This window comes from Litorimonas cladophorae (assembly GCF_014652455.1).
GTDB classification, from domain to species: domain Bacteria; phylum Pseudomonadota; class Alphaproteobacteria; order Caulobacterales; family Maricaulaceae; genus Litorimonas; species Litorimonas cladophorae.
In genome coordinates this window covers 237,275-251,141 of sequence record NZ_BMYV01000001.1, presented here as the reverse complement: position 1 = coordinate 251,141, position 13,867 = coordinate 237,275, and the positions used below count along the sequence as shown (strand labels likewise).

At 52.3% G+C, this 13,867-nt stretch carries 7 protein-coding genes and 1 tRNA gene; 2 read left to right on the top strand and 6 right to left on the bottom strand.

The genetic code is table 11. From position 1 onward, the window contains the following. Window positions 1–2 precede the first annotated feature (2 nt). From IE073_RS01315 to IE073_RS01295, 5 genes are all read right to left on the bottom strand, one after another. Window positions 3–944, bottom strand: coding sequence for a DUF3137 domain-containing protein (locus IE073_RS01315; RefSeq protein ID WP_189580294.1), 942 nt, complete (start codon window positions 942–944; stop codon window positions 3–5). Window positions 945–966: 22 nt separating this feature from the next. Next, on the bottom strand, window positions 967–3,966 hold the full coding sequence (locus IE073_RS01310) for a valine--tRNA ligase (protein WP_189580290.1): 3,000 nt from the start codon (window positions 3,964–3,966) through the stop codon (window positions 967–969). Window positions 3,967–4,087: 121 nt separating this feature from the next. After that, the gene (locus IE073_RS01305; RefSeq protein WP_189580287.1) at window positions 4,088–5,824 is read right to left on the bottom strand and encodes a DUF2497 domain-containing protein; all 1,737 of its coding nucleotides are present in this window, start codon (window positions 5,822–5,824) and stop codon (window positions 4,088–4,090) included. Between the two features lie 121 nt (window positions 5,825–5,945). Continuing rightward, complete coding sequence (locus tag IE073_RS01300; RefSeq protein WP_189580282.1) at window positions 5,946–7,661, bottom strand: TolC family outer membrane protein; 1,716 nt, start codon at window positions 7,659–7,661, stop codon at window positions 5,946–5,948. A 106-nt stretch (window positions 7,662–7,767) separates the two neighbouring features. Then, entirely contained in the window at window positions 7,768–8,421 is a 654-nt protein-coding gene (locus IE073_RS01295; protein WP_189580279.1) for a protein-L-isoaspartate O-methyltransferase family protein, read from the bottom strand. Window positions 8,422–8,548: 127 nt separating this feature from the next. Here IE073_RS01295 and IE073_RS01290 point away from each other — a divergent pair. Continuing rightward, window positions 8,549–8,622 (top strand) — tRNA-Cys (locus tag IE073_RS01290). A 265-nt stretch (window positions 8,623–8,887) separates the two neighbouring features. On the opposite strand, the gene IE073_RS01285 is transcribed toward IE073_RS01290, so the two are convergent. Next, window positions 8,888–12,034, bottom strand: a complete 3,147-nt coding sequence (locus tag IE073_RS01285) for a TonB-dependent receptor (protein WP_189580276.1) — start codon at window positions 12,032–12,034, stop codon at window positions 8,888–8,890. Window positions 12,035–12,326: 292 nt separating this feature from the next. Here IE073_RS01285 and IE073_RS01280 point away from each other — a divergent pair, with 292 nt between their 5' ends. Next, on the top strand, window positions 12,327–13,865 hold the full coding sequence (locus IE073_RS01280) for a tryptophan halogenase family protein (RefSeq protein ID WP_189580273.1): 1,539 nt from the start codon (window positions 12,327–12,329) through the stop codon (window positions 13,863–13,865). Window positions 13,866–13,867: the final 2 nt, after the last annotated feature.

The following is a 13,867-nucleotide window of genomic DNA, read 5'->3' as shown; positions in this document are numbered from 1 at the left end:
AACTAACGTGACGCAGGTTTCATTACGCCGTCGATCACGTCGTAAATTGCGCCAATTTCATCAAGAATTTTCTGCGTACGGCCTGTCTCAACTAGGGGCTTGAACATGGAGCCCGGCTCATATCGGTTCGCCGTTTCAACCGCGATCAAAAGCTGCCCGCCGATAAAGCCAAACCGTATTTTCGATCCATTAACGGAGGTTTCTAAGTCGACCAAGCGTTGCATGAATGTTGGCGTGAGAAGGTAGCGCGCTTCGACTTGGTCTGTACCATAGGCTTCGAAAATCTTTTCAAAAACAGGATCAACAAGACCGACGCGCTTCATGTCGCCTTTCTGCTTACTTTGCAGCCAACCGCCATCCCGAAGAACGACTGTCTTGCCAAGGAAGTCTTGGTCAAATTTCAGAGCCAGAAGCTGACCTCGGAACTTCGTCACCCATTTTCTGTTTTTTCCAGACCCTTCACGTCGTTCTAGATGCGCTTCATAAAATTGAAAATCTGCGCCATGGGCTTCGCCTGCCATCATATCTTCAAAACTGGATCGCGTATGGTTTTTCGTGATCAAGCCGATTAATTCGAAGGTTTCAAAATTCGCTGGTTGTTCGATTTTTTCTGCGAACGTCCATCCCAAGAAGCGGCAGACGCCGCCGACGATATTATCCTTCGTACCCGATTTAATATCCGTCATCAGATAATGCGCGCCGCCATAGCCCGCCATCACGCCAACCCCCGTTATGAGCGCATAGACCATGAATGGCGCACGAAAATATACGGCAATCGCAAGGCCGATAAGCGTCGCCACCACAACTAAGGGGGCCAGCTTTTTGATCTTTTCCATGACCTCTAGCCGCGCAGATTCATCACGCTCCAGACCGGGTAAAATCTCGGCATTGTAAAAGGCCGAAAAGCCTTTGAACTCGGCATGATGCTCGTTGAATTGATGCATGGTTTGCGCCCCTGCGATGGATTTATCCTAAGCCGTCAAGCGCCGCCTGTAGGGTCTCGACCTCTGCGGCATAGCCCGCGCGGCGTTCCTTTTGCAAGGTGACGACCTTTTCGGGGGCTTTGGCGACAAAGGCTTCATTGCCCAATTTACGGTCGATCTTCTCAATCTCAGACTGGGCTTTTTCGATTTCCTTCGCGAGACGTTTGCGCTCGGCATCCATGTCGATAAGGCCTGCCAGAGGGATGGCATATTGCACGCCGTCGACAACGGTTTGCAGCGCATTTTCTGGCACTGCCGCCGCCAGCTCAACATGCTCCACACGCGCCATTGGCGAGAGCTGCGGCGCATAAGTTTCGAGACGTGGGTCAAGCGTATCGCCGCAAAGCAGCAGAGGCGCTTTCTTTGACGGTGGGATATTCATATCCGCGCGCACCGAACGAATGTTGGTGATCAGCGTTTGTAACCACTCCAATTCCGCAACGGCGTCTACGTCGATCAGCTCTTCGCCGTAAGTTGGCCATTGGGCTGTGATAAGATGCGTGTCGCGTCCTTTTCCAATTTTCGCCCAGAGGTCTTCGGTGATGAACGGCATGAACGGGTGAAGCAGTTTCAGGATTTGATCGAGCACCCAAGCGAATGTCGCGCGTGTCTCGTCTTTGTCGGTTCCGTCTTCGCCAGAGAGCAGCGGCTTGGACAGTTCCAAATACCACGCACAGAATGTGTCCCATGTGAATTTATAGGCCGCGTCTGCCGCATCGTTGAACCGATAAGTGTCGATACAGCGCGAAATTTCCATCGCAGTTTTGGCCGTTTCGGAAATGATCCATTTATTGACAGGTAATGTTGCCGAGGACGGATCGAACCCTGCGACGGGGGTGCAACCATTCATTTGACCAAAGCTGGCCGCAGACCAGAGCTTTGTCCCGAAATTACGATAGCCCGCGATACGGTCAACAGAAAGGCGGATATTGCGTCCCTGCCCCGCTTGGCTCGCGAGGGTAAAGCGCAGCGCGTCGGCACCGTAAGGTTCGAACCCATCGGGATAAGCTTTGCGTGTCGCCTTGGCGATTTGCGGGGCTTTGTCTGGATTCTTCAATCCGCGTGTGCGTTTCTCAACGAGTGTATCTGCAGAAACGCCGTCAATCAGGTCGAGCGGGTCGAGCGTATTGCCGATGGATTTGGACATTTTCTTGCCCGCTTCATCCAGGACCAGCGCATGAATATAGACGTCGTCGAACGGCACAACGCCCTCGCCGTTTTCGTCTTTCATGAAATGCAAACCCTGCATCATCATCCGCGCCACCCAGAAGAAGATAATGTCAAAGGCGGTAACTAGAACAGAGGTCGGGTAGAAGCGCGCCAGCTCTTCGGTGCTATCGGGCCAACCGAGCGTGGAGAACGGCCAAAGGCCCGAAGAAAACCATGTGTCTAGGACGTCGGCGTCGCGTTGTAACGGAACCATATTATCAAAGCGTCGCTCTTGCGCCACTAAACTAAAGTCACAATCATCTTCAACGACATCAAATGTAAGGTCGTTTTCAGCTGCTGAATAATAGAGGGCAGCTTCACCCAGCATGTTAGCTTCATTATCCGCTACAAAATACTTTGCCCTTGGATTCTCCCAGTCAATTTCCTTAGTTTCTGGGTCAACCGCTGGACCATACCATGCTGGAATCTGATGTCCCCACCACAGCTGGCGAGAGACACACCAGGGCTGGATGTTCTCCATCCAGTGATCATAGGTCTTCTTCCAGTTTTCAGGCACGAATTTGGTCGAGCCGTCATTGACCTTGGCCATGGCATCTTCCGCCATTTTCTCTGCATCGACAAACCATTGATCCGTCAACATAGGCTCAATGACCACGCCCGAGCGGTCGCCATAAGGCTGCATGATTTTCTTATCTTCGACGCGGATGAGCAGGCCTTCGGCGTCAATATCGGCGACCACGGCTTTGCGCGCGGCAAAGCGGTCCATGCCGACATATTTTGCGGGCATAATCTCAGATTCTATCATCTCGCCGCGTGTCCCCATCAAGGAGTACATCGGAATGTCATTGCGTTTGGCGACTTCATAATCATTGAAGTCATGCGCGCCCGTAATCTTCACCGCGCCAGACCCGAAATCCATATCAGGATATTCATCCGTGATGATCGGGATAAGGCGATCTGCGAGCGGCAGACGCACCATCTTCCCAACAATCGGCGCATAACGCTCATCATCGGGATGGACAGCCACGGCACCATCACCGAGCATGGTTTCCGGGCGTGTCGTGGCGATAGAGATATAGTCGCGCTCCTCCGACAGGGTCACATTCCCGTTTTCGTCTTTTTCGACATAAGTATAGGTCTCGCCGCCAGCCAGCGGATATTTGAAGTGCCAGAAATGGCCGTTCTTCTCAATATTCTCGACTTCCAGATCAGAGATCGCGGTCTGGAAATGCGGGTCCCAATTTACGAGGCGTTTGTCACGATAGATCAAGCCAGCTTCATACATTTCAACAAAGGCTTTGGTGACCGCGTCGGCCATGTTCTTCTGGTTTTTAACTTCGGCCTTATCCGCATGTGGCGCGGCACCAAGCGTGAATTTCGAGCGCGACCAGTCGCAAGAGCTGCCCAATCGGCGCAGCTGTTTTTCGATCATGCCGCCGCTTTCGGCTTTCCAATCCCACACGTGGTTCAGAAAATCTTCGCGGCTCATATTCTTGCGGAACTTACCTTCAGCGGCGAGTTTACGCTCGACCACCATTTGTGTCGCGATACCCGCGTGATCCATGCCTGGCTGCCAGAGGACCGCTTTCCCCTTCATGCGGTTAAAGCGGATCAAGATATCCATGATCGTATTATTCAGCGCGTGACCCATATGCAGGCTGCCCGTCACATTGGGTGGTGGGATCACGATGGAATAATTGTCGTCTTTAGTATCCGTTGGCTTGGCCGCGCGCGGTTTGAACGCGCCGCTATCTTCCCACATTTTATAGATGCGGGCTTCGGCCTCTTTGGGATCAAATGACTTATCGAGCATGGTGGTCTCTATTTAACGCAAAACCCGCCCCCAAAAGTCAGGGAACGGGTGAATTTCTTGACGTTGTTCTAGACTACGCCGTTAGCAATGTGAAGCAGGGCCTGCGCCCCACAAATCCGGCCTATTTGCCGGTCGAGATGCGCTTGACCTCTTTGGCCACTGCGCGCTCTACAATGCCTTTTAGATTGGCATCGAGCCATTCTTTCAACATCGGACGTAAAGCTTCCTGAACCAAATCTCCAATACGCGGGCCACGCTCGTTGAAAATCGCTTTGTCTTCGACAACGGAACTGAGTTCAGCGAAAGCGCCGGCGGCTGCGGATTCTGTGACTTCGTCAAGAATGGCATCTGTTTTCACGGCGTGTACGGGCATGGAAGTCTCCTGGGATGACATTTTTTCTGTAGGTGTCGGGGTTTCTATTGGGGTCGGGGTTTCAATAATCGGCGTGGTGGTCGGCAGGTCGGTCGTGGCTGTGACAACATCTGTCTCGGGAGTAATGTCCGCCTCTTGATCGCCAGCACGCAACGCGGCTAATCCACCACCGACGGCTGTAACGCCAGCGATAGCGGTGAGCGGGTTGAAGGCTGTTGAGGTCGCAGAATCAATTTCAATTGTTTCAGCGGCCATCGCATCGGCTTCCGCCGCAGCGGCGATATCGGTAAGACTAGGCAAGGCGTCATCGCCCGCGGCTTCGTCAACATCTGTCGTTAAATCGAGCGCACCCAACATGTCGTCCATGCCGAGAGTCTCATTTGCTTCCGCGTTTTCAGCTTCTAAAGCCGCAACGTCCTCGGATGATGGCGGACGCGTCACATCTTGGGTCGAATCGATATCGTCAGGCTGAGCGAGCAACTCATCTTCTAAAGTCATATCCAGAATGTCGCCTAAGATATCTTCCTCTTCGGCGGCACTCTCGGCTTCGATTTCAGCGGTGTCTTCTGTGACATCTGCCGGCACTTCAATATTGATGTCTTCGACCTCAGGGATGGCCAGCAATGCGTCTAGGTCATCATCTGCCGAAAAGTTATCGGCCGAAAATGCATCTGGGTCATCGGACAAATCTGCCATGAGTGATTTGACAAGATCCAAATCTTCACCTGACTCAACCCGCACGGAGTCCATGTTCGCACGCGCGACCGGCAGATCCGCGTCTGCCGAAATGTCGAGCGTCAGGTCAGAAACCAGCTCATCCAAATCTGCCAAGGTCGTGTCATTTTGTTGGGCCGTCACCGCATCCGAAACGGGAAGGAGGCCTTCATCTGGAGTCGACAGAATGTCTTCCAGCAGCGCGTTCATTTCTGCGTCGTCCTGCCCAGACATTTCGGGCGTTGCCACCACCTCAGTGTCAGTTATCAAAGGAATGTCCTCATCCAATAAGGACAATATATCTTCGTCCGTATCAAAACCGAGCTCATCGAGATTGAAATCATCAGCGTTCAAATCCGAAGACGTGACCGAAGTTTTTGTCTCGACTGTCTGTGAAACAGTTGCTTTCGAAACAACGGTTTCTGGGGCCCCTAGGGCGGCCATATCGGCATCCAAGCGCGCGAGCACATCATCAATATTCAGATCGACACTGTCACCTTCAGCCGCGTGGGTGAAATCGTCGTCATCCTCTAGGACGGCATCTGACTTCAAATTTCCTGTTGCAAAATTACTCGTCGCAAAATTATCTGGCTGCGGGTGAGAGAGGTTCAGGCTGTCGTCGATCAATGGCTCTACAGCCGCGTCTTCGGGAGATTCCATCGCAACAGGCTCATCCTCGGAGATGATCTTGCGAATTGAGGCCAAAATGTCCTCCATGCTGGGCTCTGCCCCGCTGAGGTCCTCTGACGAATTTGGTGTCTGTTCAGACATACGTTATGTTCCCGACCTGGCTCAACATCATAGTAAAGACCGATCCTGCCGTCCCCCGACCGTTTGATCCTTTAAATAAGCGTTAAGACAACACTTCCCGCTTGTCCAGCCGCACGGGGACTCAATCCACGGGAGAATCAGTTGGCAGGTGAATTTCGTCGATTTGACCGTCATTATCAGCGTCAATCAAGGGGTCATATCGTGGAACAGACGGCGGCGAAATAGGTTCGATCTGAATGCTCGTTAAATCGACACCTCGCAAATCATCATAATCGGCAGATTGCCCCGTCACGGTGTCTACGCCCCACTTCAAGCCTTGCGTACCTGCCGCCGAAAGTGAGACTACGCCGTCAACGCCCTGCTCAATTGGACTATCCGCATAGGTTTTCTGGATCGCGCGGGTGGCCTCGCGGGGAATATTCGGCATTTGTCGTCCGATACGCTGCGCGAACTCAGGCACGTAGGTATCAACCGCTTCGGTCAAACCCTTATAGCGAATGATGTCTAGATTCGCGTTTTTGTCATAGGTTTCGACGGGTAAACGAATGCCTTCTGCATCGAACACACCGATGACTGAGAGTAAGCTGAACGTCGCAGCATCAACATTGCGTTCGGCGTCCAGGACGGAAAGCTTCGCATTGAGCGCTTCTTGCTCTGCGTTCAAAACATCCAATTGATCACGGGTGCCAACAGATTGCTCCAAGGTGACCCCCTCCAGCGCGATGTCGGCGGCTTCTTCTTGACGTCGAACGGCGTTCAAAGTCGACCTGGCCGCTGTCAGTTGTGCCCAGATTTGCGTGACCGATTCATCAATCGCCATCTCCGCGTCACGCGTTTCAAAGGCCAGTCGGGTTTTCGCATGTTCTGCCTGTCGCACGCGGGACCGGTTAGCACCACCTGAGTAAAGGGGAATCGTGACCTGAGCCGTGATCGCAGCCGAATCGACTGCGGAAATATTGGAGAGCTGATCACGTTGACGGGCGAGATTACCAGACAAGGAAATCGTCGGACGACCCGATGCTTTCGCCACATTTATCGCAGCACGGCCAGCGGCCTCGTTGAAATAGGCCCCAATCAACTGCGGATTATTTTCGCGCGCAGCGGCAATCGCCGCGAGAACACCGTCGGGTAGCGCGAATTTCGGTGGCGGCGTCAAAAGGTTAGGCATACGCCCGACAAGACGAACATAAGTCGCGCGCGAACTAGCCAGCTGGGCTTCAGCCTGTGCCAATCCCGCCTCGGATAAAGCCATTCGAGATCGGGATTGCGCGACATCGGTACGCGTGCCCTGCCCGACATCAAAGCGCGCTGTCGCGGCTTCAAGCTGGCGAGATAAAACACTCACGTTGTTTCGCCGAATACGCGCCGCCTCCTCGTCTCGGCGGACATCGACATATGCGTTCGCCGCAGCGAGGAATAAGGCGTTTTCCTGTGCTCGAAGATTTTCGCGCGCAGCCAAAACACCGAGTTTTGTTTGTTGTTTCAGGGCGTTAACACGACCACCTTGATACAGAGGCTGAATGATCTGCAAGCCCGCTTGCTTGGGCACCCCGTCAATACTCAAGCTTCCTGTCGCTCCGGGGACGATTTCACCCGCATTGGGGAATCGCCCCCACGCTTGCGTAACGGAGGCTGATCCAGAGACAGAAAAACGCCCCTGCGCCCGCGCCTGAACATAACTCTCGTCAATTTCACGCAAGCGTGCGCGCTCCGCAAGCAGGCGAGGATTTTCGGAATAAACAGAAATCAGCGCGTCACTCAGGTCTTCGGCTTGGGCGGCGCCAGAGAAACAAGTGGTGGCGATTAAAAAGGTTGCGGCAAATCTACGTAACGTCACGACGTTTTCCCGTCAGAGCAAAATGAATGCTTTATCTACGTTCAAACGCAGTGTCTGGGACCCACAGATGGCAGGTCAACCGCTATGCAAGATTGTATATAAAGCGCTAGAAGACAAATTCGGCCTTTGGCTCGAACCCAGGCAAATATGGCGCGCTCGCATCAAAAGCGATGCGTTCACCCACCGCGCTATCTGATTTTGTGAATACGCTGACGCGGCCAATGGGACCATTTTGCGTGATGCAGACCAAACGACCGCCATTGGCCAATTGCTTAAACCAAGGCTGGTGCACAGCCGATACCGCGCCGCCGACAAAGATCACATCGAATGGGCCATGCTCTGCGGCGCCCGACTTCAAATCGCCCTGCACGACGGCGGCGTTGGATACATCCGCATCCACCAAAAGTTCTGTAGCGCGCGCCACAGCCGTTTCATCAGTTTCCACGCCTACAACGGTTTCCGCTAATTGGGCCAAAATAGCGGTCGAATACCCCCGGCCGCATCCAAGGTCGAGAACCACATCTGTGTTTTGAATATCAGCGGCTTGGATCATCTTTGCCAAGTCGCGTGGGGCTAACATTGTACGGCCCTCATCTGTTTCGATATGGCGATCAGAATAAGACAAAGCTTTGCGCGCTGTCGGAACAAATAACTCGCGGGGGGTCGTGCGGAATGCCGCCAAAAGCGCCAGGTCTGTGACATCAGACGTGCGGATTTGGGACTCGACCATAGCGTCACGGGCAGCAGAGAAATCAGTCATCAGGTCAGAACTCGCGGAATGTAAAATTGCAGGCTGTTACAGGCGCTATAGCCCTCGCCTGCGAACACCGCAATCAGCTATTGCGGGGAGCTGCGCGAATGATTATAGGCCTGCTTCCACTGCGTGAGGTACCATGGCGGAGTGGTGACGCACCGGATTGCAAATCCGTGTACCCCGGTTCGATTCCGGGTGGTACCTCCATTTTTCTTCTTCATTTAGATGGCCACCGCCTGCGCGCGGCTTCGCGAGAGACGCTTTGCTTGAGACTTTGTTTCGCAGTGCGGACAATCGGCAGACCTCCTATTGGCCCGGTTGTGTTTGAGAATCGATCTTAACGCTCAAATTTCCATCCACCTTTTTCGATTTTCGCTTACGTGCCAGAAGCTGAGACCCTTCTCTGTAGTACGCAAAAAAAAAGAGGGACCCTGAGGCCCCTCTTTCGAGATTAGACTTGGATGGTTCCAGATTAGAACGCGTAACGCGCACCAACCTTGATCCGACGATCGCCAACGAAGCTTGTCCGACCAAAACGCTGCCCGGCGGCATCGATTTGCTGCTCGGCATTCGCTTTTTCATCCGTGATGTTCGCGACTTGCGCCCGCACCTGGAAGTTCTCAGTGATGTCGTATTTGATCGACCCGTCAAGATAGCCAGTTGGCTGTTGGAAGATTGGGTTGCCAGTCACGAAGTCGCGGTAGGAACCCAAATATTCGGAGCGCCAATTATAGGCCAAACGCATTTCGAGTTTGTCGTCCTGATAGATACCGATCAAGTTCACGGAGTCTTCGGACAGACCCAAGAAGTTATCGACGCCATAACGGTAGATGCGCTCGAAACTATCAGGTGCACCATCGCCATTCGCATCCACGGATCCGGCTGGCGGGTTCGCATTTGCAGAAACGTAAGTGTAGTTAGCTTGAACGCCGAGGTTACCCAGCAGACCAGGCCACTGATCGAAGAACTGCTGATATGCAATTTCGACACCCTGAACCGTCGACTCATCTTGGTTCAACTTACCTGTGTAGACGATTGGAACCGTGTTTCCATCCAACGAAAGGCTACCTTGTGTTTGCGAAGCATCGATAATGTTGTTTTCGATGTCTTTGCGGAACACGGCAACGGAGAAGGAGTTATTGTCACCGAAGTAACGCTCGTAGGACAAGTCCCAGTTAACCGACTCAGTTGGTTTCAGATTCGGGTTACCGCCACTTCTGAACGACGTCAGATAACGAATATCCAATGGCGCGCCAGTTTCGTTTTCAGCGAGATCAGGGTCGCGAATGAATTGACCCTGACCGCTCAAGGTCCCGTCAACTCTTAGGTCCGCGATGTTCGGACGCGTGATAACTTTACTGACACCAAAACGAACGAGAGATTGATCGCTCAGGTTCCACTTAAGGTTCAATGACGGGAGCCACCTCTCGTCTGTACCTTTAGCAAATAAGGCTTCGTCCACCTGATTGTAGAATGCGATTGTTTCAGGCGAGAAGAATGACGGGCGTGAGTTCGGAATTTCGACTCCGTTTTCATCTACAGATGGATTGTCAGAAATTTCGGCATATGCCAGCGTACCATCGCTGGAATTTTCCGTGCGGACGTAGCGTAGCCCCACGTTACCTTCGAGAGACAAGCCGCTGTCGAATTCTTTGCCGAAATCAAGACGCGTATAAAGGTTTGTTGTCTTCTCGCGAACGTTACCAGTCTGACCGCGTGAGAAGTCGACGACTCCATCTGTGCGAAGCGGAGCCCAATCGCCATATTGTGGCGTGCCAAACTGAGAAACGCCGTTCGGCACATTTGGATCACTCGCCATAGCGGCAACAAATGCGTCATAGTCTTGCAACAATCCACGATCGGCAAATACGACGTTCGTGTTGTCACCCGTTACAACCCCACCACGGAAGAAGTCCGTAAAATCAACAGCTTCTGATCCTGGCGTGTTAAGCTCGGAGAATGGCAAGTAACCACCGGCCCATGGGGCAGCGACGGCAGCCCAGTTCAGGCCGGCTTGACGGTTGGTTTGCTCACGGTCTGCATATCGTGCACCAAATTTAATGGCGTCGAACCATCCGTCGTTGTCGAATTCATATTCGACGTCACCGCGTACGGCGTACATTTCACCGTCATTATCGCGGAATTCGTCGGCCGCGAAGAGCAAGAACGCGCTATCTGGGTTGGATAGGTCACCAGACACTGCTGGAAGACCAGCTGGACGGCGGTTCGGGTTGTTCGTTGGATCAGTAATCAAGCGAAGCCCTGGGTTATCAATGTCAGCGTCTAGCTCGAAATCAGAGAAGAAACGCGAACCATTCCAAAGACGCTGAGTGGAAAACTCAGCTGTCGTGCGGTGGGCGTCAAGGTTGACAAAGAGACGATCGGATGGACGCCACTTGATGTTCAAGCTCATGTCATCTGTTGTAGATTTGTCTTGTTGATGAATACCCAAGTTAGAGAAGTTCGCACCGCGGGCCCCTGTCCAGTCGCGAAGACTGTTTGAAATCAAACCGGATTCATAAAGGCCAGAAACAGGCTGAGTGACTTCACAAGTTGGGTTAGCAGGTGTTGGGTCATTAGAACCGTTACATTGCGCAAGGCCTGTCGATTCAAATGGTGTCGTCGTCAAACCTTGAATGTCGAATTGCTGCCACATTTCGCCATCGCTGAAGAATTCCAACGTACGTTCATCGCTATCCGTGTCATTTTCGATACGGGAATATTTAGCTGTCAGACGAAGGTCGCCCGACGGATTTTGCCACTGACCCGCGATATAATAGCTGTCACGGGCGCGATCGACTTCGTTCGTCCGAAGCTGCACACCACTTGGCAGACCAATCGTTCCTGTCGGTGTCGCGAAAGGAATAACTTGACCAATTTGGAAGCCGTGAAGTTCAGATTTCAATTCAGATGAAGCGAATGAACCCAAAATGCCGAATTCACCAGCGCCTGTTTCCCAACGGTTACCCAAAAGAATGCTATACTCTGGGCTCCACTCGTCGCGGAGGTCGGTGTAGGTCGCGTCAGCATTGATAACAGCAACAAGGCCTTGCTTATCAAACGGTTCTAGCGTGCGAAGGTTGATCGTACCGCCGATACCGCCTTCGAGCATATCCGCTGTTGTGTTTTTAAAGACGTCAACAGCACCGATGAGCTCAGGTGGAACCGTACCGAAGTCCAAAGCCCGGCCGCCATTGGCAGAAAAGGACTCACGACCGTTGAATTGCGAGCTGACCAAAGTCAGGCCACGGATCAAGTTACCGCCACCTTCTGGAGATGGAAAATCGCCGCCGTTGCCGCTGGTGATGTCAAAACGCTGAGCAACAACACCTGGGATACGGGCCAGAGCTTCCGCAACAGAGAGGTCAGGCAATGATCCCACGTCGGAGGCTGTGATCGAATCAACCGCGGTATCTGCATCGCGCTTTAGATCGCGCGCTTCTTTGAGGGATTGGCGAATGCCTGTCGCAACAACCACATCGCCATCTTCAACGGCGGCGGTGTCTGCATCTTGAGCATAAGCCATTGGCATCATGCCGAAGCTGGCGATTAACGCAGTCGTCCCAAGTAGTGAAAGTTTACTCAACTTATCTACAGCTGTACTGGATTTTGTTTTCACGATTTATTCCCCTCGACTAAAACAGTAGCAAAAATTTGTCTTGCTTGGACTATTGGCTGTCCAATTGTGATTAAGGTTGTCTAGCCTCAGTTTGACAGCGCTGTCAAACGTGATCTAACAAACTAACGATCCTCAACCGTCAACTCCGGCAAATGAAAGAATGCAAAGCCTAAAGTCAACGCGACCCACTGGCACATTGAAAAACGGGAAGAGCCAATATTAATAACGTCGAGAAGCGTTGCACCAGAACGCTGAATGGGACAGACAACCTCACGCTTACCTAAGATAATTTATGAAAATTCAAAAAATATGCATTTTAGGCGGAGGCACCAGCGGCTGGATGACAGCTGCAGGACTATCTAACAAATACAAAGACTTGGATATCTCCATAGAGCTTGTCGAGTCCGATCAAATTGGCACTGTGGGCGTCGGGGAAGCGACCCTGCCCCACATCCGATTCTTCAATCAAGCACTCGGAATAGATGAGCGCGACTTCATGCGCGCGACCCGCGCCACCTTCAAACTTGGTATAGAGTTTTGCGATTGGGGGGCTTTGGGCGACAGCTACATTCACCCGTTTGGAGACTATGGTGAGCCCATAAATGGCGTCGATTTCCATCATTTTTGGCTCCGACTGTTGCAGAATGGCCACAACTTTAGGCTTGATGACTACTCTTTTCCAATCTTGGCCGCCGAATCTGGAAAGTTCCAAATTCCCGGCTCGGACAATACGAAAATTGGGTCCAACTTCGGTTATGCCTATCAATTTGACTCAACACTTTACGCAAAATTTTTGCGTTCATATTGCGAAGATAACGGCGTTGTCCGAACAGAAGGTAAGGTCGTTGACGCCGCCTTATACCCTGAAACGGGCTTCGTGAAATCCATCGAACTCGAAAACGGCACGCAGATTGAGGCCGACCTTTTTATTGACTGCTCTGGTTTTCGCGGTGTTTTGATAGAACAACAATTAAAGACCGGATATGATGACTGGAGCCAATGGCTGCCATGCAACCGCGCCGTTGCTGTTCCCTGTGAAGCCGCAGGACCCAGCTTACCCTACACTCGCGCAACAGCTAGACCCGCAGGATGGCAGTGGCGTATTCCACTGCAACATCGCACGGGCAATGGCCATGTGTATTGGAATGAGTTCATTTCAGATGACGAAGCCACCCACCAGCTGATGAGTACGCTCGAAGGGCCCGCCCTTGCGGACCCAAAGCAGCTTTATTTTAAAACGGGAAAACGCCGAAAACTCTGGAATAAGAATGTCGTTGCCATAGGATTGTCGGGCGGGTTCCTAGAACCGCTTGAATCAACATCTATTCATCTCATCCAAGAAGGCATCACGGCGTTAATTGAATTGTTCCCCGATGCAAATTTCGAAGGGTCTGACGCGGTAGAATATAACCGCCGTATGGATCTCAACTTTGACCGTGTCCGCGATTTCCTACTTCTACATTATGTCGCGACACAACGTGATGATAGCGAGATGTGGCGATATTTCCGAAACATGACGCTGCCTGAAAGCCTTCAGGAGAAGATTGAGGCTTGGAACGCGCGAGGCTATCTGTTGCGTTATGAACAAGGTGTATTTCTACCGCCGAGCTGGGTTGCGGTCATGGCTGGCCAGAATTTGATACCGAGCGCCTATGATCGTCGCGCTAACACGCTCTCCTATGAAGATGTTCTGCGTAAAACAGAAAAGATTAGACACGACAGCCATGCCGCTGTCGCAAATACGCCGGACCACGGGGCGTATTTAGATCAATATGGAGCTAAGGCAGCGTTTGAACCTCTCACAGTCCCTTCCGCGCCAGCGCAATTCTGACA

Bases quoted from the DNA above. Each gene is read 5' to 3' on its own strand.
- IE073_RS01280 (WP_189580273.1), top strand. From the start codon at position 12,327: ATGAAAATTCAAAAAATATGCATTTTAGGCGGAGGCACCAGCGGCTGG.
- IE073_RS01295 (WP_189580279.1), bottom strand. From the start codon at position 8,421: ATGACTGATTTCTCTGCTGCCCGTGACGCTATGGTCGAGTCCCAAATC.
- IE073_RS01310 (WP_189580290.1), bottom strand. From the start codon at position 3,966: ATGCTCGATAAGTCATTTGATCCCAAAGAGGCCGAAGCCCGCATCTAT.
- IE073_RS01315 (WP_189580294.1), bottom strand. From the start codon at position 944: ATGCATCAATTCAACGAGCATCATGCCGAGTTCAAAGGCTTTTCGGCC.
- IE073_RS01305 (WP_189580287.1), bottom strand. From the start codon at position 5,824: ATGTCTGAACAGACACCAAATTCGTCAGAGGACCTCAGCGGGGCAGAG.